The following is a 21,892-nucleotide window of genomic DNA, read 5'->3' on the forward strand; positions in this document are numbered from 1 at the left end:
AGCGATTCGCACTTCTGGAAGGAATATGCTTCTCTGCTAGTATCTTGGGGAGGGGCAGTATGCGAATTGTGGTTGCAGCAACTGTTTTGCTTTTTTCAATTGGGGCAGCGTCCGCCGATGAAGTCCAAAGCGCTTTCTTCGTGCCGAGTATTGGAGGGGAGCCGGCGAAGGTATTTTACGATGGCACCGATGAGTTAGGTCTAGTCATTGGTGGAAAGTTCGATGCGCCACCTCAGAAATGCCCTAGTGGCGCATACTGGATGACCACCAAGGATACGCTTGTCAGTTGCGCTGGGCAGATAGAGTTCGAACTCGCCCCGCTAGATCCCAAATCATTCGCGGCGCTAAGTGCCCAAGACAGGATAAAGCTTGCCGGAGTGAGAAAGCTAGTCCCGGTATTCACGAGTGGGACAGAGACGGATGAGCATCCGCCAATGAGAAAAGAACCGTCACAGAAGGGGAAAAGGCCATGACTGAAGGCACGACGGTCCCGGACGAAAAGATGGAAGGTCGAAGAGAGCGCCTATACGGCTTTAAGACGGACGTTAGCGCCAAGCTCAGCGACATTGTAAGGTTCATTGGCTTGGGCCTAGTGGCCATTTTCTACACCATCAAGACAGGAAACACTTACGTCTCCTTTGGTTATCTCCAACTTGGGCTTCTGTATCTTGTCGGCCTTAGTGGCGTTTTTGCAATCCTGCTAGATTACATCCAATACGCGAGCAACTATGTCAGTGTCGATGAGGCTTTGAATAGGCCGACCTTGCGATACGACAAGGACTCCAAATCCTATCGCAGGGCCGAATTTGCGTTTGCCTGGAAGCAGCGTCTTACCTTATCCGGGGCGCTCGCGCTCATCGCGTTGGTAGTGCTGACGTGAAGTCTATCGCGCGACCCACCGAGCTGGGCGCCGCCTCCACTTTCTCAGGGCATACCCCTATTAGAATATTCTAATTTGCATTATTATCTACTGCCGTGCGGGAAACACGTGAGGGGCAGGAACATGCAACTACCTTCCAAAGTGACCGTTCTAGCTGTGTGCTTGGTCGTGTGGACGCCTTCCATTGGTGTCTGCGCAGATATGCTACAGTCTACATTGCCCGCGCCGGATGCCTTTGCCCAGCAATTGGTCGGCGCCTACGGGGCCGCTATTGGTGCACATGTTGGGTGCCATGATCGTACCTCTTGGGCACAAATCAATGTGCGGGGCGGCAACTTAGTGGCAATAAATGAGTGCGGCCAAGGTGCCAATCTCACGCTCGATGGGAACCAGACGATTCACTATGGCCCCACGATCACCGGGCGTTACAATGACTATCTGGGTGTCATTTATTTTTCGAACGGCGTCCAATGGGTAAAGGCCGGCGGTCTGGTTGCGAAAGCGCTCGGTGATTACCCTTATGTTGCTGATGGCTTATGCCACGACCACTATTGGCATGCGAGTGTCGAAGTAGTGCAGGGACGGTTCCTAGCCAGAAACGAATGCCACCAGATCACACAGCTTCAGATCACCGATAACGGAAACTTTATCGCTACCGGCTGGAGGAAAGCACTGGGCGTCCCTGACTATAACGGCACGGTCTCTTGGAACACCGGCACGGATTGGTACAAAACCAGCCCCTAGTCTGGGGCATAGGCTCATCGCGCGTCGAGCGAATGCAAGCGGCTTAGAATTTCGCATTCGCCGCCGCCATCCTGCCCGCCATGGCCAAGGCGGACAAGCGAACTTCCGATCAGCAGAAGCAGGGCGAGACCCTTCGCAAAGAGGCGTCGAAGTGGCTCGCGCGTGTCGAGGCGGCCGGCAAGCTTGAAAAGCAGTGGATGGACGACGCCGAAAAGGCGGTGAAGGCCTACACCGGCGAAACCAAGTCCGACGACCTGAGCACGTCTGCCACGCTCGGCAACACCTACGACTTCAACATTCTTTTCGCCAACGTCGAGACCATCGTTCCGGCGATCATCAACAGTCCGCCAGCGCCTGACATTCGGCGCCGCTTCGCCGACGAGGATCCTGCAGCAAAGGACGTCGCAGAGCTGATCGAGCGCGCCATTCGCAAACAGGTCGACGATTCCAAGCTCCAGGTCGAACTGGAGGGCGAGGCGCAAGACGGCTTCCTGGCGGGTCGCGGCATCATCCGGCTTCGCTTCAAGAGCGACATCGTAAAGGACGAGACGACCAATGCAGAGCTAGCCAAGGCGAGCGACGAGCGGGACGGGGGCAAGTCAGAGGAAGCCACGACCGACGACTACGGGGCAGCGGCACCAGGCGCAGCGCCGGGCGAACGCCTCGCGAACGAGTGCATCGAATTCGAAGCGGTAAGCTGGCGTGACTACCGGCACGGTCCGGCGAAGCGCTGGAAAGATCGGCCGTGGGACGCATTCCGCTTCGTCGTGCAGCGCGAAGATGAGGGCGCGGTCTTCGACGCCGGCCTGATCAGCATCCAGACCGACGACCAGGAGAAGAAGGCGCGCGGCGAAGGCGATAGCGACCTGTGCGGCTGGGAAATCTGGGACAAGAGCAGCCGCAAGGTCATTTTCATCGACGACAATGGCGTTGTCCTGAAGAAGGTCGACGACCCGCTTGGCCTGAGCGATTTCTTCCCGATCCCGGCGCCCGTGCAGCCGATCGAGCTGACCGGCAGGCTAATGCCGGTCAATCCGTTTTCGATCTACAGCAGGCTCGCCGACGAGTTGGACCTGACGACAAAGCGCATCGGCGTCATCACCCGGCACATGAAGGTCAAGGGCTGGTATTCCGGCGACGCTGGTGACATCGCCAACATGCTGGCGGCCGATGACACCGAATTCGTGCCGATCGGCAATGCAGACATCTGGGCGGCCAATGGCGGCCTGTCTGGTGCGGTCGCGTTCTGGCCGGTCGAGAAGTTCATTCTGGTGCTGAGGGAGCTCTACAGCGCCCGCGAACAGACCAAGCAGGCCATCTACGAAATCACCGGCATTTCCGACATCGTGCGCGGCGCTTCCCAGGCGAGCGAGACCGCCACGGCGCAGAACATCAAGACGCAATGGGGTTCGCTGCGCATCCAGAAGATGCAGCGCATGATGGAGCGCTGCGCACGCGACATCTTCGTCATGATGGCGGAAATCATCCCGGCGAAGTTCTCGCATGAGACGCTGCAGCAGATGACCGGCGTCCAGATCATCCCGACGCAGCAGGATCTGACGCCGGTGCAGCCGCCGCCGGCGCCACCGCCCGGCGCTCAGGTGCCACCCGAGCAGCAACAGCAGCTTCAGCAGGCCATGCAGGCGGCTCAGCAGGCCGAACAGCAGCGGCAGGCTAAGTTGGCCAAGCTGGAGTCGATCCAGCAGCTTCTGACGCAGCGCCTGGCCATGATGTACCGCATCGACGTCGAGAGCGATTCAACAGTCAAGGCGGACCTGACCAGGCAGAAGGCAGAGACGGCCGAGTTCATGCAGGCGGCCGGCGCCTATTGGGCCGCCGTCGGTCCGCTGATCCAGCAAGGCGAGATGTCGAAGGAAGTGGCGGTCGAAATCTTCGCCGCGAACTCGCGCCTCTTCAACCTCGGCAAGTCGGTCGAGGACGTTCTGGAAAAGATGGTGACCGATGCCAAGGCGCAAGCCGGCCAGCCTCCGCAGCCCAGTGCCGAACAACAAAAAGCTCAGGCGGACGCGAAGGCGCGAGAAGCGGACCAGGCGGCGAAAGTCGCTGATGCAAAGACCAGGCAGGACGCCGCTGCGCAAGACATGCAGTTCAAGCGCGAACAGCACGACATGACGATGGCTGAGAAGCGTCTGGACCTTCAGACGAAGCGCCAGGCCGCGCGCATCGACCAGAACCAGGTCCTGCTCGCCAACGGCATCGTGCCACCGCCCGACCCCGAGCAGATCGACGGCCAGGCGGTGCTGAAAGAGATGGCCGCGCAGCGCGACATGTTCGGGCAGGCGCTTGCCGCGCTCATTCAAGTGCTGTCGCAGCCGAAACAGATCGTCCGGGACGCCCAAGGCCGCGCCGTGACGGCGATCCCGATGCAGCTCCCACAATCAGGAGCCCAGGCAAATGGCTACAACCAGTGAAGTCGAGGTAGGGATGGCTGCCATCGCGCAGCGTCTCAGTGACCAGCGTCAGGTGATGATCAAGGTGAAGGCGAACGCCAGCGTGGCCTCGACGGCCCTTGCTGCGATCCCGAACGACTTTGCCGACGTCATCGCCACCGTCAATGCGTTCGGCACCAGCAACGCCTATGAGGCCGCCGTGAAGGCCCAACTCGCCAAGATGACGGCCGAGTTCACCGCCCTGAAATCGAAGGCTGATGCTGTCGCCGCGGTGGATCTCAATAGCTGATGTTCGGCGATAGCGGCCAGTTCTACCCTTACCAGCCGATCCAGTTCATGGATGGATTGCTGAACCCGTTGATTGGAGTGGCTCCAACATTCGATGTGGTCGGCACTCCTACGAGCGGCGATAACGGCTCATCCAACACCACCTCCACCACGGTTACCTTTCCGACCGGGATCATAGCCGGCGAACTGCTCCTGTTGTGGTTTGCTTCTGACAACCTCATCACACCAACTACGCCGTCCGGCTGGACCAGCTTGTACACCGCCTCTAACGGCGGCATCCGCTTTACCGGCTACTACAAGCAGGCCAGCGGCTCAGAGGGCGCTTCGATGGTCGTTTCTCATGGCAGCTGCCAGACTGCCTGGGGATGCCTGCGCGTCACTGGGCAGACCAGCTCCGTTCCGGAAGCTACGTCGGTTGGCGCGAGCAGTTCTGCTCCCAACCCCCCTTCACTGACACCTTCCTGGGGCTCTGCTAGTGACCTTTGGTTCGCCGCGGCGGCGCAATGGGGCTTCTCCATCACTGCCGGTCCAGCCGGATACGCCAACGTCATCAACAAGGCGAAGGGCACTAACAACTTTGCGCTCAGGGTCGATTATCTGAAAGCAACGGCGACGAGCCAGGACCCTGCCGCATTTGCCTCTGGCGGTTCCAACTCCAACGGCGCCAGTACAACGGCGGTGCACTGAGATGCGCATTCCGAGCGGCAAAACCGACCAGGCCATTTACTTCGTCGCCGTCGACAGCACGGACCTGAAGACCCGGAAGACCGGCCTGTCGTCGTTCACTGTCTATCGCAGCCGCAATGGGGGCACCGCGACCGTCTACACCACGCCGACCATCACCGAACTGTCGGCGGCCAACATGCCGGGGGTCTATTCGCTGCTGATCGACGAGGACACCACCATTGCGTCGACTTCGGACGCGGAAGAGTATTGCGTGCATATCACGCAAGCGAGCATGGCCCCGGTGTCGCGTGTCATCGAGCTTTTCCGGCGAGACACGACGAGCGGCACCACAGCGTTGGTCGACGCCAATGGTCGCGTCGACGTGATCAAGATTGCCGGCACCACACAGACAGCGCGCGACATCGGCGCGAGCGTGCTGCTGTCGTCCGGCACCGGCACCGGCCAGGTGAGCCTTGCGGCCGGCATCGCAGCGGTGAACGTCACGCAATTCGGCGGTGCCGCCGGAACCTTTTCGGGCGGCAGGCCAGAGGTCAACACCACGCACGCCGCCGGCACCGCCTGGAACTCTGGCGCGATCACGGCGAACACCTTTGCGGCCGGCTGTATCACCGCCGCCAAGTTTGCGGCCAATGCCCTCGATGCGGTCTGGTCGACCGCCACGCGCGTACTCACCGCCGGAACGAATATCGTGCTGGCCAAGGGAACCGGTGTCACCGGCTTCAACGACCTCGATGCGGCCGGTGTTCGTGGTGCCGTCGGCATGGCATCGGCCAATCTCGACACGCAGCTTTCGACGCTGTCGGGCAACGACACCACCATCAACAACAACGTGCTGGCGGTGAACACGAAGCTCGGCGCGCCCGCCGGCGTATCCGTCTCGGCCGACATCGCCGCCATTAAGTCGGACACAGGCGCGATCAAGGCAAAGACCGACAATCTGCCCGCTGCACCGGCTGCGGTGGGCGACATCCCGACGGCAAACCAGAACGCCGACGCGCTGCTTGACCGGGCTTCCGGCGTCGAAGCGGGCATGACGCCTCGACAGGGCTTCCGCCTCTGGTCTGCGGCGCTGCTCGGCAAGGCGAACGGTCTCGGGACCGGAACGGCCATCTTCCGCGATACCAACGACACGAAGGACCGCATCAACGCCTCGGTCGACCAGGACGGCAACCGGCTGGCGGTCATTCTGGATCCGAGCTGATGTTTGCTGACCGCTATTTCGGCAAGCGCTATTTCGGAAATCGATACTTCGGCCCGCACGGCGCCGACGTCGATTCACTTTTCAAGCCGGGCGGCGGCTACTATCGCAAGCCGATCAAGTACGTCCGCGATGGAAAGGTTGTCGACCTCGATCAGCCGCCGCCCGCACCCGAAGTGGTCGAGTGGCCAGCCCTTTCGACGGATGTTGTCGCAGCGCTTCTCGCCGGCTTCCAGGCCCCGCCGATCGAGTTGCCGGACACGGCTGCATTGGAGCGGCGCCTTGGCCGCATGGTGATCGATGGGGAGATGGCCGCCATGCGCGACGATGACGACGCCATGCTGCTTCTGCTCATTTGACAGACAATTGCTGACAACTTCTAGCGTTTTAGTAGCCGCTGAAACGGAACGTACGCCAGATTTTTCGTGAACGGATCGAGTTCGTCGACCATCCGACACAGTTGAAACTCAAGCGGCTTAGAATTTCGCGCGACGCCTCGCACCCTGTACCTGCCCGAAAAGCAGGACAGGAAATTGGCCAGGTACGTTTTCCGCGATGGCATCTTCGTCGACCGGCAGACCGGCGTTCCGATGGAAAAGCCGTTCGCTGGCCAGATCGTCATGCCGAACGTCATTTCCGACATCCCGGATTACGCCTCGCCGATCGACGGCCGAATGATCACGTCGCGCTCTGAGCGCCGCGATGATCTGAAGCGCAACAATTGCGTCGAATACGAGCCGTCCCTGTCACCGACGAAGGGCAAATTTCGCAACCCCGATTTCTGCAAGAAGCGGGGTCTTCAGGTGTCAGAGGAATTTCGATGAGCACTACCGTAGCAGAAAGCTTAGCCAACAACGCCCCACCTGCCGGCGCACTCGCCGAGGCCGCGAACAGCAATGCGGCAGCGGCCGATGCTGCCGACGACGCGGCGCTGGAAGCCATCTGGAACAAGAACGAGCGCGACAACGGCGCCGAGCGGGACGAAGGCAAGTTCTCCAGCCCGAATCCCGAGAAGAAGGCCGACGCGAAAGCTGACGCCGGCAAGGTATCGCCCGAGGGCGGTGGCGGAGAGGAACAGGCCGGCGGTGGTCTGACGCCTGACGCAGGGTCGGTTCCTCTCCCGGCCAACTGGCAGGGCATCAAGGGCGGCGTTGCCGAGAACGTCAAGCAGGCTTGGGAGAAAGCGCCGGCCGAGCTGCGCAAGTTCGTCGCCGAGCGCGAGCAGGAGCTTCAGGGCCGTCTGTCCGACCACGGCCGACAGGTTTCGGTTTACAAGCCCATTCAGGAAATCCTCGATCGCAACGGCGGCTACTTCGACCCGAACACGGGCAAGAAGATGGCTGACGGCAAGGTCGTCACGCCAGCCCAAGCAATCGAGTATCTTTTCAACGTCCAGCAGAGCATGGACAAGGCTCCCGTTGAAACGATCATGAGCATCATCGACGGCTATGGCATCCGCGACAAGATTGCGGGTGTCTTCGGCCAGACCGTCCAGCAGGGCGAAACCGAATTGCGGCAGGAAATCGCCGGGTTGAAGCAGATGCTCGCATCTGTCCACAACTCCGCGAACATCGACGACCGCATAAACCAGAGGCTCCAGGAGCGCGACGCCACCACCGCCGCCAATGAAGAGTTGGGCCGCTTGTCAGCCGACAAGCCGCTCTACTCCGAAATCCCTGAGAAGCGGATGGTCACCTTCATCAACGATGCATGGGACCGGCTTGGAGCCACCGCCTCGAAAGAGGCCGTGTTCAACCTGGCCTATGACATGGCAGTCAACGCCGATCCCGATCTGCGGGCCAAGGCAGCCGCCGCGAAACCGGCCGCTCCCAAGGACACCGGAAAGGTCGACGCGGCCAAGCGCGCCAACTCCGTCAACATCCCCTCAACAGCGTCGGGCAAGGCTCGGGTTCTCTCCGAAGATGAAGAACTGGCCGCTGTCTACGACCGCAATCAGAAAGGCTGACCCCGATGGCTGGTCCGTCGACTACCTTTACTGAAATGGTGTCCACCACCCTTCGCAACAGCGCGACGGAAGTGGCGGATAATGTTTCGAAGAACAATGCCTTCCTCAACCGGCTGAAGAAGAAGAACAAGATCCGCAACCTTGACGGCGGTACCGAAATCCAGGTGCAGCTCGAATACGCGGAAAACAGCACCTATCAGCGCTATGCCGGCCTCGACACGCTGAACACCAACGGCTCGGACGTCGTCACCTCCGCCAAGTACGATTGGGCGCAGGTCGCCCTGCATGTCGTGTCGAGCGGCAAGGAGCTTCGCCAGAACTCCGGCAAGTTCGCGATGATCAACCTGGTGAAGACCAAGAAGAACAACGCGCTCAAGACGGCTGCCAACAACTTCTCCGTCGACCTCTACTCCGACGGTTCGCTGGCGAACCAGATCGGCGGCCTGGCCAACATCCTGCAGACCAACGGCCAGGGCATCGTCGGCGGCATCGACGCCGCGACGTGGACGTTCTGGCGCAACAAGTTCCGCGAGGCCACCGGCACCAACCTTGCCGCGACCCCGAACGCGGCCAATGCTGCGACCTTCAAGGCGGACATGAATGCCATCTGGCTCACCCTGAACCGCGGCGCCGACAAGCCGGACCTGATCACGTTCAGCCATGACTTCTACTCGCTATACGAGACCGGCGAGCAGCAGCTTCAGCGGTACATGGACGCCGACATGGCTCAGTCCGGTTTCATCGGCCTGAAGTACAAGACCGCCGACGTGATTTTCGACGACAACACGAATTTCACGACCACGGCCGAGAAGGGCTACTTCCTCAACTCCGACTACCTCTACGTCGACCAGCACAAGGAGGCGCAGTGGACGCAGGACGACGAGAAGAAGCCCGTCAACCAGGATGCGGTTGTCATCCCGTTCTATTGGATGGGCAACGTCGTCTGCACGAATCGCTCGCTTCAGGGCGTGCTCTTCGACGCGGCATAAGGAGCAAGTACGATGACCTCTTTTGTTGGTATCGACGTCACCAAGACGTTCACCGCCGCGCAGCTCACCGGCACCGAATCCGGCAAGGCACCGAAGATCGGCGACACCTACGAAGCATATGACGGCAAGGTCTACCGCTTCGTGAAGTACAACCAGGGCGCCGGTGCGATTGCCGCCGTCGTCGGCAACGTCGTCGGCTTCTACGCTGCCGGCGGTGTTTCTGCTGGCCAGTACAACGAAGTCACGTCCGACGTGTCTGACACCGCCGCCAATGGTGCGGGCGTTCTCGCCGGTGCGCCCGGCAACGGCGAGTACGGATGGATCCAGGTCAAAGGCCCGGCAACCGTCACCACAGCGCTCGTCTCCGGCGGCGATGGCAATGCGCTGATCCTCTCGGCCACCACCGACGGCACCCTGAAGGTGGCCGCCGCCGTGACCGACACGGTTTGCGCCTACGCGATCGACGCCTCGGCGAAGATCATCATGTGCGCATTCCCGTACTGACCGCACCTCGGGCGGGCTGTAACGGCCCGCCTGCCTTTCCTCTCGCAAAGGAGTGCCAGAGATGGCCGACAAGAACGAAGCCCCCGCCGAACCCGTCGCGGTCGATACCCAGGCCGGCATCTTCCCGAAATTCTGCAAGCTTTGGAACGGCGGCGAGCACCGCAACGCAATCAACCTCGCCAATGCCGAAAAGCTGTCTGAAGCCGAGTGGGCGGCGCTGCACGTCGAGTTTCCCCGCATCGTCGCAGTGATCAACCAGTAGGGCGCCGCTGGCGCCCATAACGTTTTCAGGAGCCGAAAAAAATGAGCGAAGCGCAGCCCCTTATCCGCGTGATCGGGTTCAAGACGAGCTACGAGAAGCTGCCGGTCAAGGGCGATCCGGTGAAGGAGAAGTGCGACCATAAAGGCTACAAGCTCGACGCCAGCAATCGGCGCATGCTTGAGCTTCAGCCCGAGGACTGGGTGACCTATTCGCCCTCGCATTCGCCGCTGAACACGCGCACCACCGAACGCATCCGGCATCTCATCCCCGACCCGTCGCTGATGGGCGAGGATCAGGACGGCGAAAAGCTGCGTTTCATGACCGCGCGCTGGAACCAGATCGAGCCGGCCTATGTCGCGTTCAAAAGCGGGCAGGAAATCCCGCTCAACGGGACCGCGCTCGCCGCCTGGTCTGGCGTCACTCCCGAGCAGGCCGAAGTGCTGCGCACCGCCGGCATCCGCACGGTCGAGGAAGTCCGCGACCTGACCGACGGGCAGCTTGACCGCGTGCGTCTTCCGGACATGCGTGATCTGCGCAAGCAGGCGGCGCTCTTCCTCGAGAACAGCGACGCAGCCAAGGCCGCCGAGCGCGAGGCCGCGAAGGATGCCCAGATCGCCGAGCTGGTCGAGCGTCAGGCCGCGATGGAAGCCATGATCGAGGAACTGACCAAGCCGAAGAGCAAGGGCAAGGAAGCTGCCTGATGTCCATCCTCGACGTGGTCAAAGGCGCCGCGACAGTGCTCGGCATGGAAGTGCCGACGCTGGTCTATGGCGCGACCGGTCGAGAGATGGTCGAGATGCAGGAACTGGCCAACGTCATGGCGTCCGAAATCGCGGATGCCCACGACTGGCAAAAGCTGCTGATCCTGAAGACGCTCACCGGCGACGGCGTGTCAGATGCGTTCGACATGCCGACCGACTTCCGGCGGATGCAGAAGACGTCGTCGCTCTGGTCGTCGCGTTGGCAGTGGGCAACCGAACACCTCACCAGCCCGGATCAGTGGCTTGAGCTTCAGGTGACGCCGATCGCCTCGGTGAACGGCTACTGGATCATCTTCGGCGACCAGTTCCACCAGTGGCCGGTGATGGCGAACACCGAAACCGCCAAATTCTTCTACGTGTCGAATGAGTTGGTGATGGCAAGCGACACGTCGAAGAAGACGATATTCACCGAAGATGCCGACAGCTTCCGGCTTTCCGAAGAGCTGCTGAAAAAGGCGATCATCGCCCGCTGGAAGCAGAACAAGGGCCAGGCCTACGAGCAGGATCTGGACGACTACCAGGACATGCTCCTGCGACGGATCGACAGCGACTGCGGTTCCAAGCCGGTCGTGTCCGGCCAGCAGCCCGTGAGTTGGCGCGGCCGGCGCGTAGCTTGGCCTGGCACGGTCACAGGTGCAGCGTGAGGTACGAGCGGTTTCCCGGCCGCCGGAAAGCCGATCCGGCCCCTGCGCGCGCCATGGCGCAACCCTTCACGTTCGGCGCGCCGGTCGCCGGCTGGGTGACCAATCAGAGCCTGGTGAAATCCAAGCCGTTCTCGGCTCAGACGCTTGAGAACTGGCTGCCGACGTCGACCGGCATTATGATGCGCGGCGGCTCGGTCAAGCGCGCCACGATCGGCAGTGACCCTGTCGAGAGCTTCATCACGTACAATGCCGGCGGCACCAAGAAGATTTGGGCGTGCGACGAGACGACGGTTCGCGACGTCACCGCGCCCGCCGATGCTGTCACGCCGCCGGCCGCGTCCGTCACCGGCCAGACGTCGGGCTATTACTCCTACGTCAATTTCACGACGTCGGGCGGCTCGTTCGTCGTGGCAGTCAACGGGACCGACTTCCTGCAGCTCTATTCGACGACGTTCGACTGGACGGCCGTCAACGGCCTCGCGACCTATCGCCTGAACTTCGATGCCCAGACGGTCAACTTCATCAACGGCCAGGTCGTGACGGGCGGCACGAGCGGCGCGACGGCGACCGTGGTCAAGAACGTCGACAACGGCGCGACCGGCTCGCTGATGATTCAGTCGATTACCGGAACGTTCGTCGACAACGAGACGATCACCGGCGCCGGCGGTGGCTCGGCCACGGCCAACATTCCAGGCGACGTCGTTCAGGTTTCGGCCGCGATCACCGGGGTTGCGACCAACGCGCTGTCTCATGTCTGGCTCTATCGGAACCGCCTGTTCTTCATCCAGGGCGGCACGATGAAGGCCAGCTATCTCCCGGTCGATTCCGTGACCGGCGCGCTCGGGACGCTGAACCTGTCCGGCGTGTTCCAGCGCGGCGGCTCGCTCTTGTTCGGCGGAACGTGGTCGCTCGATGCCGGCGATGGCATCGACGACAAATGCGTGTTCGTCACCACCGAGGGCGAGGCGGCGATTTTCGAAGGCAGCAACCCGGCCGGCGCGACCGCTGCTGAGTGGAACCTGGTCGGCCGCTATGACCTCACCACGCCCATGGGCAAGCGCGCCACGATGCGCGCCGGTGGCGATCTGATCGTGGCAACGAAGGAAGGCATGGTTCCGATCTCGGCCGCGATCAACAAGGATGCGGCCGCGCTGTCCCTTGCCGCCGTCTCACGCAACATCGAGCCGGACTGGAAACATGAAGCGGCCCGCCGCCTGTCGTTACCTTGGGAGGTAATCAAGTGGCCGGACATGAACTATGCCATCGTCTCGCTGCCGATCACGGCCGAGGGGCAAGAGGCCTGGTCGTTCGTCGTCAATCTTGAAACCGGCGCCTGGTGCAAGTTCGTCGGATGGGCGACCCGCTGCATCGAACTGCACGATAGCCGGCTGTTCTTCGGGACGAACGACGGCAAGGTCTTCGAAGGCGAGATCAACGGCAACGATGACAGCGGGCCGATCTACTACACCTATGTCGGCAATCCCGACCACATGAAGACGCTTGGCCGCCTGAAGACCGTGCACCAGGCGCGGCCGACCTTCCTCGCCTCGACGCCGTTCAACCCGAAGATTTCGTTCTCGGTCAACTACACGGTCACGCTGCCGACCGCGCCGGACGCGGCGGATGGCGGTACGGCTGACCTGTGGGATTCCGGCCTGTGGGACGTTGCCCTTTGGGACCAGGCGGCACCGGTGGCGACTGTCAGCGGTGGCCAATGGATCTCGATCGGCAAGACCGGATACGTGCTGCAGCCGCAGGTGCAGGTCACCGGCTTTCTCAACCGCCGCCCTGATGTCGAATTCGTGCAGCTCGACGTGACATTTGAAAATGGCGGGGTGGTCGTATGAGCTACGACATCGCCATTGAGAACTTCAACGAGGCCTGGCCGGAGCTCGAACCGCTTAGCCGCCGGCATTACGGCGAGATGCAGGCGCGCATGGCGGCCGAGGGCATGACGATCGGCGAGTTCAAGCCGCGCCTGAACGTCTACGGCTCGGCCAGTCATCTGCTCTGCTTCGTGGTCAGGAACGAGGGCGAGGCCGTGGGCTACGCCTTCATCTGGATCACGCAGGACATGCACAACAGCGAACACATCGCCATGGAGGACACGATCTATATGCGGCCGGATCACCGGAACGGCATCGGACGCCGTTTCACCAGGCACATCCTGGCCGAACTCAAAGCGCGCGGCTGCGTCAGGGCGCACGTGACCATCGCCACCGATCTGCGCGTTGCCAAGATGTGCGAGCGCGTTGGCTTCAAGCGGTCGGCAATCGCAATGACCTATTTCCTTCAGGAGGCCTGACAAGATGTGCGCGCCCGATCCTCCCGCCCCGCCGGATCCCAAAGAAACCTCTGCGGCGTCGACTTCCACGAATGTCGGCACGGCTGTCGCCAACGCGAACCTTGGCAACGTCAACCAGGTCACGCCTGACGGTTCGCTGACCTATAAGCAGTCCGGCACCTATAAGTGGAACGACCCCTATACGGGCAAGTCCTACGACATCCCGACCTACACGGCGACGCAGACCCTGTCGCAGACGGGGCAGGCGATCAAGGACCAGACCGACCAGGCCAAGCTCAACCTTGGCGAACTGGCCGCTGGTCAGTCGTCGTTCCTGAAAGACTGGTTGTCGAAGCCTGTCGACCTGTCGAACGACGCGACCGAGGCCCGGCTGATGGACCTCGGCATGAAGCGGCTGCAACCGGCGCTGGACGCCCGCCGCGCGGCAAATGAGGCGGACCTGATCAACCGAGGCATCCGTCCGGGTTCCGACAACTACGCCCAGGCGCAGAACATTCAGAACCAGGGCGAGAACGACGCCTATGATCAGCTCCTGCTGCAGGGTCGTGGCCAGGCCGTGCAGGAAGCGCTGGCGCAGAACTCGGCGCCGATCAACAACCTGACCGCGCTGCTGTCCGGTTCACAGGTGAGCCAGCCGAATTTCGTCAACGCGAACATGCCGACCATCCCGACGACCGACGTCGCCGGCCTGATCAACACCAATTACAACCAGAAGCTCCAGAACTGGCAGCAGAGCCAGGCGAATACCCAGAACATTCTGGGTGGCCTGTTCTCTCTCGGCGCGTCGTTCATCTAGGAGGGGATCATGGGTTTCATCTTCGGTCCCGGCCAGCAGTACCAGACGCCCGAGGAACTGGCGAAGGCTCGCGCCGTTGCCGAGGCGCTGCTCAACCAGCAGCCGATCGCGCACAATGTTGGCGAAGGCCTTGCCGTGGTCGGACAGGCGATCAGGGGCAGGCGCGACCTGAACCGCATCATCAAGGCGCAAGGCGACATGCGTGCCGGCGGTGACGGTGTCTTTTCGGCGCTGTTCGGCGGTGGTGCACCGGCAGCAACGTCGACCGTGACGCCGCGCGGCGGCGGTGCGGTCGCTTCGGCCCTTGGTGGCGGCTCGATGGGCAGCGCTCCGGACCTTTCCGGCAATGACGTCTACAACGGCTTCATGGATACGGTGAAAAGCAAGGTCACCAATCCTTACGGCCTCGCTGCCGTCGCCGCGACCGCCAACGCCGAAAGCCGCTTCAGCCCGAAGAACGCTTTCGGTTCCTGGTCGGACCCGAGCGAAAGCGGCCAGGCTGGCACTGCCGGCGGCATCCTGTCCTGGCGGGGTCCGCGCTTCGCCGCGATGCGTACCTTTGCCGGCAGCAATGGCGGCGATGCAAATGCTCCGTCGCCCCAGCTTCAGGCGCAATATTTCCTGCAGGAAGACCCCGGCCTGATCGATGCGCTGAATGCTGCGAAATCGCCGGAAGAAGCGCAGCGCCTGATGAACAACGCCTGGAAATTCGCCGGCTACAACCGTCCCGGTGGCGAGGCCGCGCGCCGCATTTCCATGGCCAATTCCTTCACATCGCGTTTCGCCGATGCCGCGCCGGTAAACGTGGCGAGCCTCGAACCGGGCGCGGGCGTGTCGGCGGCGCTGAACAAGCGTCCGGCGCCGGACGGCCCGGCGGCGGTCGCACAGCCTGTTCAGTCGCCGCGCGCGGCAGAACCGCCTCCGGTGGCCGCGAAGCCGGCTGCGGCGGCGCAGACGGTCGCACAGGCCAATCCAGCCTCCGGTGGTCCGACCGTGCAGCAACTTCTGCAGGCCTCACAGGATCCACGCCTGTCCGAGCAACAGCGAGGCGCCGTTAACCTGATGCTGAAACAGAAGCTCGACGAGCAAAATCCGGCAAACCAACTCGAACTGGAAAAGAACCGGCTGGAAGTCGAGAAGCTGCGCAATCCGCAGATTGAGCCGGGTGACAAAGCGCGCCTCGATTTCGACCGGGAGAAGTTCGCGGCCGAGCAAAGCAAGCCGATCGAGGTTGGTGGCGTCCTGGTCGATCCCAAGACGCACGAGCCCGTTTACAGCGGCCAGCAAACCGATTGGGAAAAGCTGGACGAGCGGACCCTGTACAACAAGCGCACGGGCGAGACGCGGGCTGTCAGCATCGGCAATGGTCCGAACGCTGGCCAGTTCCGGTTCACGGGCAATTCCGTCGAGGCTCAGGCGCTCAACGGCCTGATGGATGGTGGCGGCCTTACGGTCGAGCAGGCGCAGCAGCTCGCCGCCGGCAAGACGATCAGCGGCCCGAATGGCGAATTGCTGTTCCTCACGCCGCAGGGCGTGTTTGGGCAGGCTTCTGCCGGTGGTCCGGCTATGCCTGTAACGACCAAGGCGGCACCGTCCGCCGTGCCGGCACCCGAAGCTCCGAGCGCGCAAGCGAGCCCGCGCGCGGCCAATCCGCCGCCGAGCGAGAACGCCGGCATCCTGCCTCTCACGGGCGCGAAGCAGAAGCCGCTGAACGAGCAGCAGCAGCGCGACAACAAGCTGTACTCGGTGGTCGCACCCGAGCTGCAGATTGTCGAAAAGAACTTCTCGGCCCTGTCCAATCCGTCGGATCAGGCCCTGTCGGCTATCCCGCGCGGATCCGACTTTGGCGCCGAGTACCTGAAATCGCCCGAGTATCAGCGAGCGTCGAACTCGCTGCGCACCATCATCGCATCCTACCTCTACAGCGTGTCCGGCGCGACGGCGGCGCCGGCCGAAGTCGAGAACCAGGCGGCCATCCTGACGCCAAAGCCTGGCGAGGCGAAAGCATCCCTCGACGACAAGTTGGCGCGTATCCGGCAGATGGTCGACGCAATCAAGAGCGGTGGCGGTTCCGCGCCGGCTGGCAACGCGGGCACCGGTGGCGGCACGACCAGCAACGGCTTGAAGTGGAGCATTGAACCCTGATGCCTACGCTCAACATCCAAGGCCGCAAGGTACAGGTAGACGAGGGGTTCCTGTCGATGACGCCCGAGCAGCAGAATGCGGCGGTCGAAGAGATTGCCAAGTCTCTGCCGTCAGCAAACGCTGATGTTTCCGCGGCGGATGCCCGCGCGAAAGCCGGCATGGCCGCTGCTCAAAAGATCATGGATGCTGGTGGCCCCGAACCGGGGAGCGGTCACGACGCGCCCGGAATTGCCTCTCCCCGCGCCATGGGCGCGTCGGGAACGTTCCTCAATGCGATCGGCGAAGGCATTCCGATTGCCGGCCCCTATGTCGACAGGGGCCTGACTGCCACGGCGGCGGGTATCGGCTCGCTGCTGACCGGGGAGCCTGCTTCCGAGGTCAACCAGGAGATGACCGACATCCAGCAAGAAAGCCGTGCCGCGCACCCGATCGCGCGCACTGCCGGCAACGTGACGGGCGCCATGGCCGGCACGCTTCCGGCGATGGCCGCAGCGCCTGAATTGTTCGGCATCGGAGTCGCGTCGACCCCGTTGCGGTTGCTGGCCAGCACAGGTTCCGGCGCAGCTATTAACGGTGCGGATGCAGCCGTGCGGTCAGGCGGCAACCTTAAAGAAGCAGGTATTGGAGCAGGCATCGGTGCTCTGACAGGCTTTGCCGCCCCATTTGTCGCTCCGCTTGTCGGCAAGGGCGTCAAGGCCGTCGCCGACCGGGTTCAGCTCAGCGCCATTGCCAAGGCGCTTGGCCTGGACAAGAGCGCCACCAAGATTCTGGCGAGCGCTGTCCGACAGGATGCCGTAGAGCCCGGCGCACTGGCGCAGCTCGGCGACAATGGCATGTTGATGGATCTCGGCCCGAACCTGCGTCATACCGCTGGCGCCATCGCGGCAACGCCTGGAGAAGGCAAGGCCATCGTTCGCGGCGCGATTGGTGCGCGCGATGCCGACGCCAACTGGCGCATCCGGTCCAGCCTCAACGAGACGCTTGGCGAGGCTCCTACGCCGTCGCGCATCATCGACCGCGCGACCCGCAACCAGGCAAGTCTACAGCCGGAATATAGGGAAGCCTTGCGCGAGGCCTCACTGGTCGATTCTGCACCAATCGCCCGCTATCTCGACGCCGAGGCCCAGACGCTGCGCGGCGAGGCGCAAAAGGGCGTTCTGCGGGTTCGGAACATGCTCAACTACACGCCGACGCCCGACGAAATAGCCCGCGCTCGCTCCGGCGGTCAGCCGCTGCCCGAGCCTGGGCTGATCAGCGACGCCGGGACGCTGCTGAACGCGCGGCACGCCGTCGATGACCTGCTGGAAACCACGCAGGGGAGCAACGCCCTGAACGCCCTTCAGACCGCACGCCAGGCGATCGATGATGAACTTCGTGCCGCGGTGCCCGGCATCAAGGAAGTGGATGCGAAGTACGCCGAGCTAGCTCGCCAGAAGGACGCCGTTCAGCGCGGCCAGACGGTGCTTTCCAGCGGCCGGGAAGCGCCGCGGCCCGACGAACTCGCCGAGGAAGTCAGGCAAGCCGCGCTGCCGCAAGGTTTGCAGGTGGGTCCGTCGGCCGTGCCGCTTCGCCTTCGTGAGGGCGCCCGCGCGGAGATCGAGCGCATTGTAGGCACCAACGCGAACGACCGCGTCGCGCTTCAGCGCCTGATCAAGGGGGAAGGGGATTGGAACCGGGCGCGCCTGTCGACCTTGTTTGGCTCCGACCGGGCAAAGGCGATTATCGATCTGCTCGACCGCGAAAAGCTCTTTGCCGACACGTCGAACATCGTCACGCGCAATTCCGAGACGGCGGCGCGCATCGCGGCCAGAGATGCCATCGACGGCGGTGGCAGCAGCGGTTTCGGCGTGCGCGAGGGCTTTATTGCCGGCGGCGCGCGCGGCGCAGCACGCGCGGCGGGTACTCGAGCTGTAGAGACCATCATCGACGCGCTGCGGAACGGCGGGAACGACAAGGCAATTACCGATATGGCTCGCAGCCTCACAGGCGGCCCGCAGCAGAGCGCCGTGCTCGATGCGCTGATGCGGGTTGGCCAGGGATCTAGGCTTCAGCAGTCACAGGTCGATCGTGTGGCGCGCGCTCTGCTGCTCAGCGGACCGGACGCCGTCGGTCGCCCTTGAACGGCGTTGCTTGCGGTCTTCGTAGATCCAGACCAGCAGCACCAGGAACATTCCGAACATCATTCCAAGGCTAAAGTCGAGCGACAAACGGCTTAGAAACCAGTCGGCACCTTGGTGGATGGCGGTCAGGACGGCAATGGTGATCACCGCTGCGATTAGCTGAAGGACGGTGGTTCGCGACATGGCGCGGAACATAATGCGAAACCCTAGAAAGCGAAAGGGATGCCCTGGCGCGCCGCTCTTGGAACAAATCCGACGAAGCGCTGTTGAAAAGGTGTCTGCGATTGTTCCCCTCAAAGCTTTCGCAGACTGGGTGGAAACACCGGCCCGCGTCCTTTGCCGAGAGGGCGCGGGTTCTCCATTTTAACGGGTCGCTGGATTCTTCCTGTATCTTTGACGGAAAACACCGCCGCTCCCGCCTTGCTTCTCAAAGTTCGGGCGAGCGCGGGGGCGATTGGATGGCGGGCCTTTTTTCGTATTGACAACGGAAGGCCGCATGGCGATGACAGCATCGATTCAAACACGGGGAACTGCATGACAAAGAAACCATATGTGAAGCCTTCACTAGCGAAGAAAGCGAAGCTGTCGACCGTGGTCGCATTCAGCCTGTCCGGGCCGCTTCCACCGACCTGAGACATCTGCGTGGGACCGGCCCGCTGGCTTCGGCCGGCGGGCTTTTTTGTTTCAGCCGATCGCTAGCCTCCAGATACGCAATGTCTATTAGGTACGTCAGCAGATCTTCACCATCCTCACGCATCCGATGGCGGATTACGCCCAGCAGGGATGCAACAAAGCGCAAGTTCTCCAGCTTGCTTGGCGAATCCATGATGCGCCTCCTAAGTTGACGATTCGTGCTATAATATTAGCGTATGCTTTCGCGAACGTCCCGCCCGCAATATTTGGCATTTTGAAAAGGCGCCCTTAAGGGTCGGCGCCCGGCGATAGCGGGAGTAATCTCCTACCTTCTTCAATGGCTCATGTCGTCTTCCGTTTCGGCGCCACGTAGCTGGTGACAAGCCGCACCGTGTTGAGCTTGACCGTGACTGGAACGCCAAGGTTCACCGTCACTCTGTCCTCGTCGACATGCGTGACGTCGCCCACCAGCTCAATCTTCTGCCCGCTGCTCACGTTTGGCGACCGATCTACGATCGAATGCGGCTGGTGGTAGGAAGGGATCAATACGGCGATCCGGTCCTCTGTGACGCGCTTGCGCACAGTAGCGGTGATTGCGACCTCGTCGCCGACTTTGATGCTGCCCTTCGCCATGCCGATACAACTCCGACACGGCAAATAGGTTCGCAAGTGATTGCTAATGTATGGTTGCAGGATTGTCAGAGAACTGACGGATCAACTCGTAACTGGCCGTGGCCGTTGACGCCATTGCATGACCTGCAAATAGGCCGCCGCGGCTGCGTCGCATTGATGGCGAGATGGGCCATTGGAGTGCAGGATGACTTCGGCCACGCGTCTTGGAATGCCGTGCTTCGCTGCAAAAAATCGACCTCATAGGGAAACTGGTCCGAGTCCGGGTCGCTGCTGTTCAATTGCTTGCCCAAATGATCCTCCGCCGGTGCCTGGGATCACATAGAACGAAGTCGGCCATCATTGGTTTCGGCCGCGCCGTGGTTTTCGTCAATGTGCTGGTGCCGGGGGCACGTATGTGGGCGAGGACACCAATCTTTAAAATTGTCTGGAACCATCCCACCCCATGGTATACTGTTCCCCTAGCGGTCGATTTCTCAGGAATGTAGCCGCCCTCATTGAAAGCCCGCCCGTGGCCCCTCCATCGTGGCGGGCTTTTCATTGGGACGGGCCACTGAATTAAGCGAAAACTCATGCCTGGAGCGTACTAAGCAGAGATGCCTTCACGCCAAACCTTAGTAGAGTACGCCATCCTCGCCACGTTGATCGTGGCAACAGCATGGATCGGGCTACACGACTGGTCATGGGCTTCCCAGTAGGGAGCTAGCCATCATCCTTTCGGAGGCAGAGTGCGCGGTGCCCCCCGCGTAGATTAAGCGAGCCGGGCGCTCGAAACAAAAGCTACCTTCAGCGGTTCTTCTTCATTGGAGGTAACAACCCATGTGCCCAGCAATCGACAATGGGGGTGATCGCCAAGCCCATCTAAAGCTGCTGGCAGAGCGACTGACGAGAGAAACTGGCATCAAGGAGGAAGAGGCCAAGCAGCTGATCGAGCTGGTTGGAACCGATTGGAATTCGCTGCTTCGCGAGGCTAGGTTCCTGAAAGGTCGACACTAGACGGTTGCCGGCCCGGCACTAGCGGATCCGCTGGATGCGGCCCTTTTCGAGACGAAAAACACCGTTATGACCGCCTTGCTTCTCAAAGTCGGTTTGTAGCTCATCCCAGGTGCCAAGATACTCTCCACAATCGTCGCAAGAAATCGGCGTCTCGGGACGAGCGTCATCGGGAATTCTCAGCCGGATGGTGAGGCAGTAGGGGCATTCCAACCGATGATCGAGGTATTTGGTTGCCATCGACCCGTTCAGGATCCATTCCACAAAGTCAAGATCAACGGTCTCGAAGCCGGTGAAATCGCGGACCATTTGCGCGGCGAAGTCGCGCCATCGGCTTTCGGGAATTTGCTCTTCATCAATCGCTCGGCGAAGGGCGTTTCGCAGGATATCGCTGTCGAGTGACGATACCTTGTCGCGTGACATAGCCTACCCCCCCGCACATAAGGCCTAAGCATCCCACCCGCGCATAGCTCCTGTTTGGTGCGGGCGACTTGGGGGGATTATACGCCGTCTTCAGGAATCGGCGAGCGGAATGTAACGACAATGGCCCGCACCGGAGAGGGGACGGGCCACAGCGTGGCCCAGCGGTCGGGGGTGTGGGGCTTGGGGTTCGCCCGCCGGGCCTACCGGCAAACTGGATAAGGGGACGTTTGTCGGCGGGCCGCATTATAGGCGGACATAACGGGATATAGAATAAGCAGCTGCCGTTAGGGCCATAAGCTGCGGTGACGGCCTAAGCCAAGCGGCGCTTAGAAACGGCCTGCAATAGTTCCCCTTCGTCCGTGAGCCCGTTCCGGAAAACGCTCACGATGTCCGCTGCGAGGTCTTCCCTCTGTTCCTTGTCTTGTTGTGCTAAGCGGAGTTCGACGCACAACTGGTCAAACACGCGCTGGAGCAAGTCCAAGTCAGCGGGTTCGAATACTCCGCTGTAATGCG

General features: G+C 61.9%; 24 protein-coding genes. 20 read left to right on the top strand and 4 right to left on the bottom strand.

All coding sequences use genetic code 11. The annotated features are described in order from the left end of the window. The first annotated feature begins 59 nt into the window (after positions 1-59). From EN786_RS10675 to EN786_RS10770, 20 genes are all read left to right on the top strand, one after another. Complete coding sequence (locus EN786_RS10675) at positions 60-473, top strand: hypothetical protein (RefSeq protein ID WP_127311294.1); 414 nt, start codon at positions 60-62, stop codon at positions 471-473. Next, positions 470-880 carry a hypothetical protein gene (locus EN786_RS10680; RefSeq protein ID WP_127311295.1) on the top strand — a complete coding sequence of 137 codons (411 nt, stop codon included), beginning with the start codon at positions 470-472 and terminating at the stop codon, positions 878-880. Before EN786_RS10675 ends, EN786_RS10680 begins: the two co-directional genes overlap by 4 nt. A 123-nt stretch (positions 881-1,003) precedes the next feature. Then, the gene (locus tag EN786_RS10685; RefSeq protein WP_127311296.1) at positions 1,004-1,624 is read left to right on the top strand and encodes a hypothetical protein; all 621 of its coding nucleotides are present in this window, start codon (positions 1,004-1,006) and stop codon (positions 1,622-1,624) included. An 80-nt stretch (positions 1,625-1,704) separates the two neighbouring features. Continuing rightward, positions 1,705-4,056, top strand: coding sequence for a hypothetical protein (locus EN786_RS10690; RefSeq protein WP_245478399.1), 2,352 nt, complete (start codon positions 1,705-1,707; stop codon positions 4,054-4,056). Positions 4,057-4,069: 13 nt separating this feature from the next. Continuing rightward, positions 4,070-4,324: a hypothetical protein gene (locus EN786_RS10695; protein ID WP_189340621.1), complete on the top strand. Its 255-nt coding sequence runs from the start codon at positions 4,070-4,072 to the stop codon at positions 4,322-4,324. Continuing rightward, positions 4,324-5,010, top strand: coding sequence for a hypothetical protein (locus EN786_RS10700; protein ID WP_127311298.1), 687 nt, complete (start codon positions 4,324-4,326; stop codon positions 5,008-5,010). Before EN786_RS10695 ends, EN786_RS10700 begins: the two co-directional genes overlap by 1 nt. Before the next feature lies 1 nt (position 5,011). Beyond that, on the top strand, positions 5,012-6,211 hold the full coding sequence (locus tag EN786_RS10705) for a hypothetical protein (protein WP_135908329.1): 1,200 nt from the start codon (positions 5,012-5,014) through the stop codon (positions 6,209-6,211). Further along, positions 6,211-6,567: a hypothetical protein gene (locus tag EN786_RS10710; RefSeq protein ID WP_135908331.1), complete on the top strand. Its 357-nt coding sequence runs from the start codon at positions 6,211-6,213 to the stop codon at positions 6,565-6,567. The genes EN786_RS10705 and EN786_RS10710 overlap by 1 nt, the downstream gene beginning before the upstream one ends. Positions 6,568-6,741: 174 nt before the next feature. Beyond that, on the top strand, positions 6,742-7,032 hold the full coding sequence (locus EN786_RS10715; protein ID WP_126093992.1) for a hypothetical protein: 291 nt from the start codon (positions 6,742-6,744) through the stop codon (positions 7,030-7,032). Beyond that, positions 7,029-8,174 carry a hypothetical protein gene (locus EN786_RS10720; RefSeq protein WP_189340580.1) on the top strand — a complete coding sequence of 382 codons (1,146 nt, stop codon included), beginning with the start codon at positions 7,029-7,031 and terminating at the stop codon, positions 8,172-8,174. Before EN786_RS10715 ends, EN786_RS10720 begins: the two co-directional genes overlap by 4 nt. A 35-nt stretch (positions 8,175-8,209) precedes the next feature. After that, entirely contained in the window at positions 8,210-9,163 is a 954-nt protein-coding gene (locus tag EN786_RS10725) for a phage major capsid protein (RefSeq protein WP_281034793.1), read from the top strand. Positions 9,164-9,175: 12 nt separating this feature from the next. Further along, on the top strand, positions 9,176-9,667 hold the full coding sequence (locus EN786_RS10730; protein WP_127287261.1) for a hypothetical protein: 492 nt from the start codon (positions 9,176-9,178) through the stop codon (positions 9,665-9,667). Between the two features lie 61 nt (positions 9,668-9,728). After that, complete coding sequence (locus tag EN786_RS10735; protein WP_127310900.1) at positions 9,729-9,929, top strand: hypothetical protein; 201 nt, start codon at positions 9,729-9,731, stop codon at positions 9,927-9,929. A 41-nt stretch (positions 9,930-9,970) separates the two neighbouring features. Next, positions 9,971-10,630, top strand: coding sequence for a hypothetical protein (locus EN786_RS10740; protein ID WP_135908333.1), 660 nt, complete (start codon positions 9,971-9,973; stop codon positions 10,628-10,630). Further along, entirely contained in the window at positions 10,630-11,334 is a 705-nt protein-coding gene (locus EN786_RS10745) for a hypothetical protein (protein WP_135908335.1), read from the top strand. Before EN786_RS10740 ends, EN786_RS10745 begins: the two co-directional genes overlap by 1 nt. A 53-nt stretch (positions 11,335-11,387) precedes the next feature. Continuing rightward, positions 11,388-13,181, top strand: coding sequence for a hypothetical protein (locus EN786_RS10750; protein WP_189524278.1), 1,794 nt, complete (start codon positions 11,388-11,390; stop codon positions 13,179-13,181). Next, positions 13,178-13,639: a GNAT family N-acetyltransferase gene (locus EN786_RS10755; protein WP_127310896.1), complete on the top strand. Its 462-nt coding sequence runs from the start codon at positions 13,178-13,180 to the stop codon at positions 13,637-13,639. The genes EN786_RS10750 and EN786_RS10755 overlap by 4 nt, the downstream gene beginning before the upstream one ends. Positions 13,640-13,643: 4 nt before the next feature. Further along, a complete protein-coding gene (locus EN786_RS10760; protein ID WP_189340578.1) occupies positions 13,644-14,435 on the top strand; it encodes a hypothetical protein in 792 nt (263 codons plus the stop codon). 198 nt (positions 14,436-14,633) lie between these two features. Then, positions 14,634-16,580: a phage tail tip lysozyme gene (locus EN786_RS38260; protein ID WP_210236116.1), complete on the top strand. Its 1,947-nt coding sequence runs from the start codon at positions 14,634-14,636 to the stop codon at positions 16,578-16,580. After that, complete coding sequence (locus EN786_RS10770) at positions 16,580-18,700, top strand: ester cyclase (protein ID WP_135908341.1); 2,121 nt, start codon at positions 16,580-16,582, stop codon at positions 18,698-18,700. The genes EN786_RS38260 and EN786_RS10770 overlap by 1 nt, the downstream gene beginning before the upstream one ends. Here the strand turns inward: EN786_RS10770 and EN786_RS10775 are convergent. From EN786_RS10775 to EN786_RS38555, 4 genes are all read right to left on the bottom strand, one after another. Beyond that, a complete protein-coding gene (locus EN786_RS10775; RefSeq protein ID WP_127421786.1) occupies positions 18,635-18,895 on the bottom strand; it encodes a hypothetical protein in 261 nt (86 codons plus the stop codon). The two genes, EN786_RS10770 and EN786_RS10775, sit on opposite strands and share 66 nt — an antisense overlap. A gap of 406 nt (positions 18,896-19,301) precedes the next feature. Then, a complete protein-coding gene (locus EN786_RS10780) occupies positions 19,302-19,526 on the bottom strand; it encodes a hypothetical protein (protein ID WP_127312208.1) in 225 nt (74 codons plus the stop codon). Between the two features lie 149 nt (positions 19,527-19,675). Beyond that, a complete protein-coding gene (locus EN786_RS10785) occupies positions 19,676-19,966 on the bottom strand; it encodes a hypothetical protein (protein ID WP_127312207.1) in 291 nt (96 codons plus the stop codon). Between the two features lie 1,011 nt (positions 19,967-20,977). Further along, positions 20,978-21,379: a hypothetical protein gene (locus EN786_RS38555; protein WP_245494782.1), complete on the bottom strand. Its 402-nt coding sequence runs from the start codon at positions 21,377-21,379 to the stop codon at positions 20,978-20,980. Positions 21,380-21,892: the final 513 nt, after the last annotated feature.

Origin of the sequence: Mesorhizobium sp. M4B.F.Ca.ET.143.01.1.1 (assembly GCF_004792275.1) — a bacterium.
In the GTDB taxonomy this organism is placed as follows: Bacteria; Pseudomonadota; Alphaproteobacteria; order Rhizobiales; family Rhizobiaceae; genus Mesorhizobium; species Mesorhizobium abyssinicae.

Coding starts and splice junctions, on each gene's coding strand:
- EN786_RS10675 (WP_127311294.1), top strand. CDS start 60: ATGCGAATTGTGGTTGCAGCAACTGTTTTGCTTTTTTCAATTGGGGCA.
- EN786_RS10680 (WP_127311295.1), top strand. CDS start 470: ATGACTGAAGGCACGACGGTCCCGGACGAAAAGATGGAAGGTCGAAGA.
- EN786_RS10685 (WP_127311296.1), top strand. CDS start 1,004: ATGCAACTACCTTCCAAAGTGACCGTTCTAGCTGTGTGCTTGGTCGTG.
- EN786_RS10690 (WP_245478399.1), top strand. CDS start 1,705: ATGGCCAAGGCGGACAAGCGAACTTCCGATCAGCAGAAGCAGGGCGAG.
- EN786_RS10695 (WP_189340621.1), top strand. CDS start 4,070: ATGGCTGCCATCGCGCAGCGTCTCAGTGACCAGCGTCAGGTGATGATC.
- EN786_RS10700 (WP_127311298.1), top strand. CDS start 4,324: ATGTTCGGCGATAGCGGCCAGTTCTACCCTTACCAGCCGATCCAGTTC.
- EN786_RS10705 (WP_135908329.1), top strand. CDS start 5,012: ATGCGCATTCCGAGCGGCAAAACCGACCAGGCCATTTACTTCGTCGCC.
- EN786_RS10710 (WP_135908331.1), top strand. CDS start 6,211: ATGTTTGCTGACCGCTATTTCGGCAAGCGCTATTTCGGAAATCGATAC.
- EN786_RS10720 (WP_189340580.1), top strand. CDS start 7,029: ATGAGCACTACCGTAGCAGAAAGCTTAGCCAACAACGCCCCACCTGCC.
- EN786_RS10725 (WP_281034793.1), top strand. CDS start 8,210: ATGGTGTCCACCACCCTTCGCAACAGCGCGACGGAAGTGGCGGATAAT.
- EN786_RS10730 (WP_127287261.1), top strand. CDS start 9,176: ATGACCTCTTTTGTTGGTATCGACGTCACCAAGACGTTCACCGCCGCG.
- EN786_RS10735 (WP_127310900.1), top strand. CDS start 9,729: ATGGCCGACAAGAACGAAGCCCCCGCCGAACCCGTCGCGGTCGATACC.
- EN786_RS10740 (WP_135908333.1), top strand. CDS start 9,971: ATGAGCGAAGCGCAGCCCCTTATCCGCGTGATCGGGTTCAAGACGAGC.
- EN786_RS10745 (WP_135908335.1), top strand. CDS start 10,630: ATGTCCATCCTCGACGTGGTCAAAGGCGCCGCGACAGTGCTCGGCATG.
- EN786_RS10750 (WP_189524278.1), top strand. CDS start 11,388: ATGGCGCAACCCTTCACGTTCGGCGCGCCGGTCGCCGGCTGGGTGACC.
- EN786_RS10755 (WP_127310896.1), top strand. CDS start 13,178: ATGAGCTACGACATCGCCATTGAGAACTTCAACGAGGCCTGGCCGGAG.
- EN786_RS10760 (WP_189340578.1), top strand. CDS start 13,644: ATGTGCGCGCCCGATCCTCCCGCCCCGCCGGATCCCAAAGAAACCTCT.
- EN786_RS38260 (WP_210236116.1), top strand. CDS start 14,634: ATGCGTGCCGGCGGTGACGGTGTCTTTTCGGCGCTGTTCGGCGGTGGT.
- EN786_RS10770 (WP_135908341.1), top strand. CDS start 16,580: ATGCCTACGCTCAACATCCAAGGCCGCAAGGTACAGGTAGACGAGGGG.
- EN786_RS10775 (WP_127421786.1), bottom strand. CDS start 18,895: ATGTTCCGCGCCATGTCGCGAACCACCGTCCTTCAGCTAATCGCAGCG.
- EN786_RS10780 (WP_127312208.1), bottom strand. CDS start 19,526: ATGGATTCGCCAAGCAAGCTGGAGAACTTGCGCTTTGTTGCATCCCTG.
- EN786_RS10785 (WP_127312207.1), bottom strand. CDS start 19,966: ATGGCGAAGGGCAGCATCAAAGTCGGCGACGAGGTCGCAATCACCGCT.
- EN786_RS38555 (WP_245494782.1), bottom strand. CDS start 21,379: ATGTCACGCGACAAGGTATCGTCACTCGACAGCGATATCCTGCGAAAC.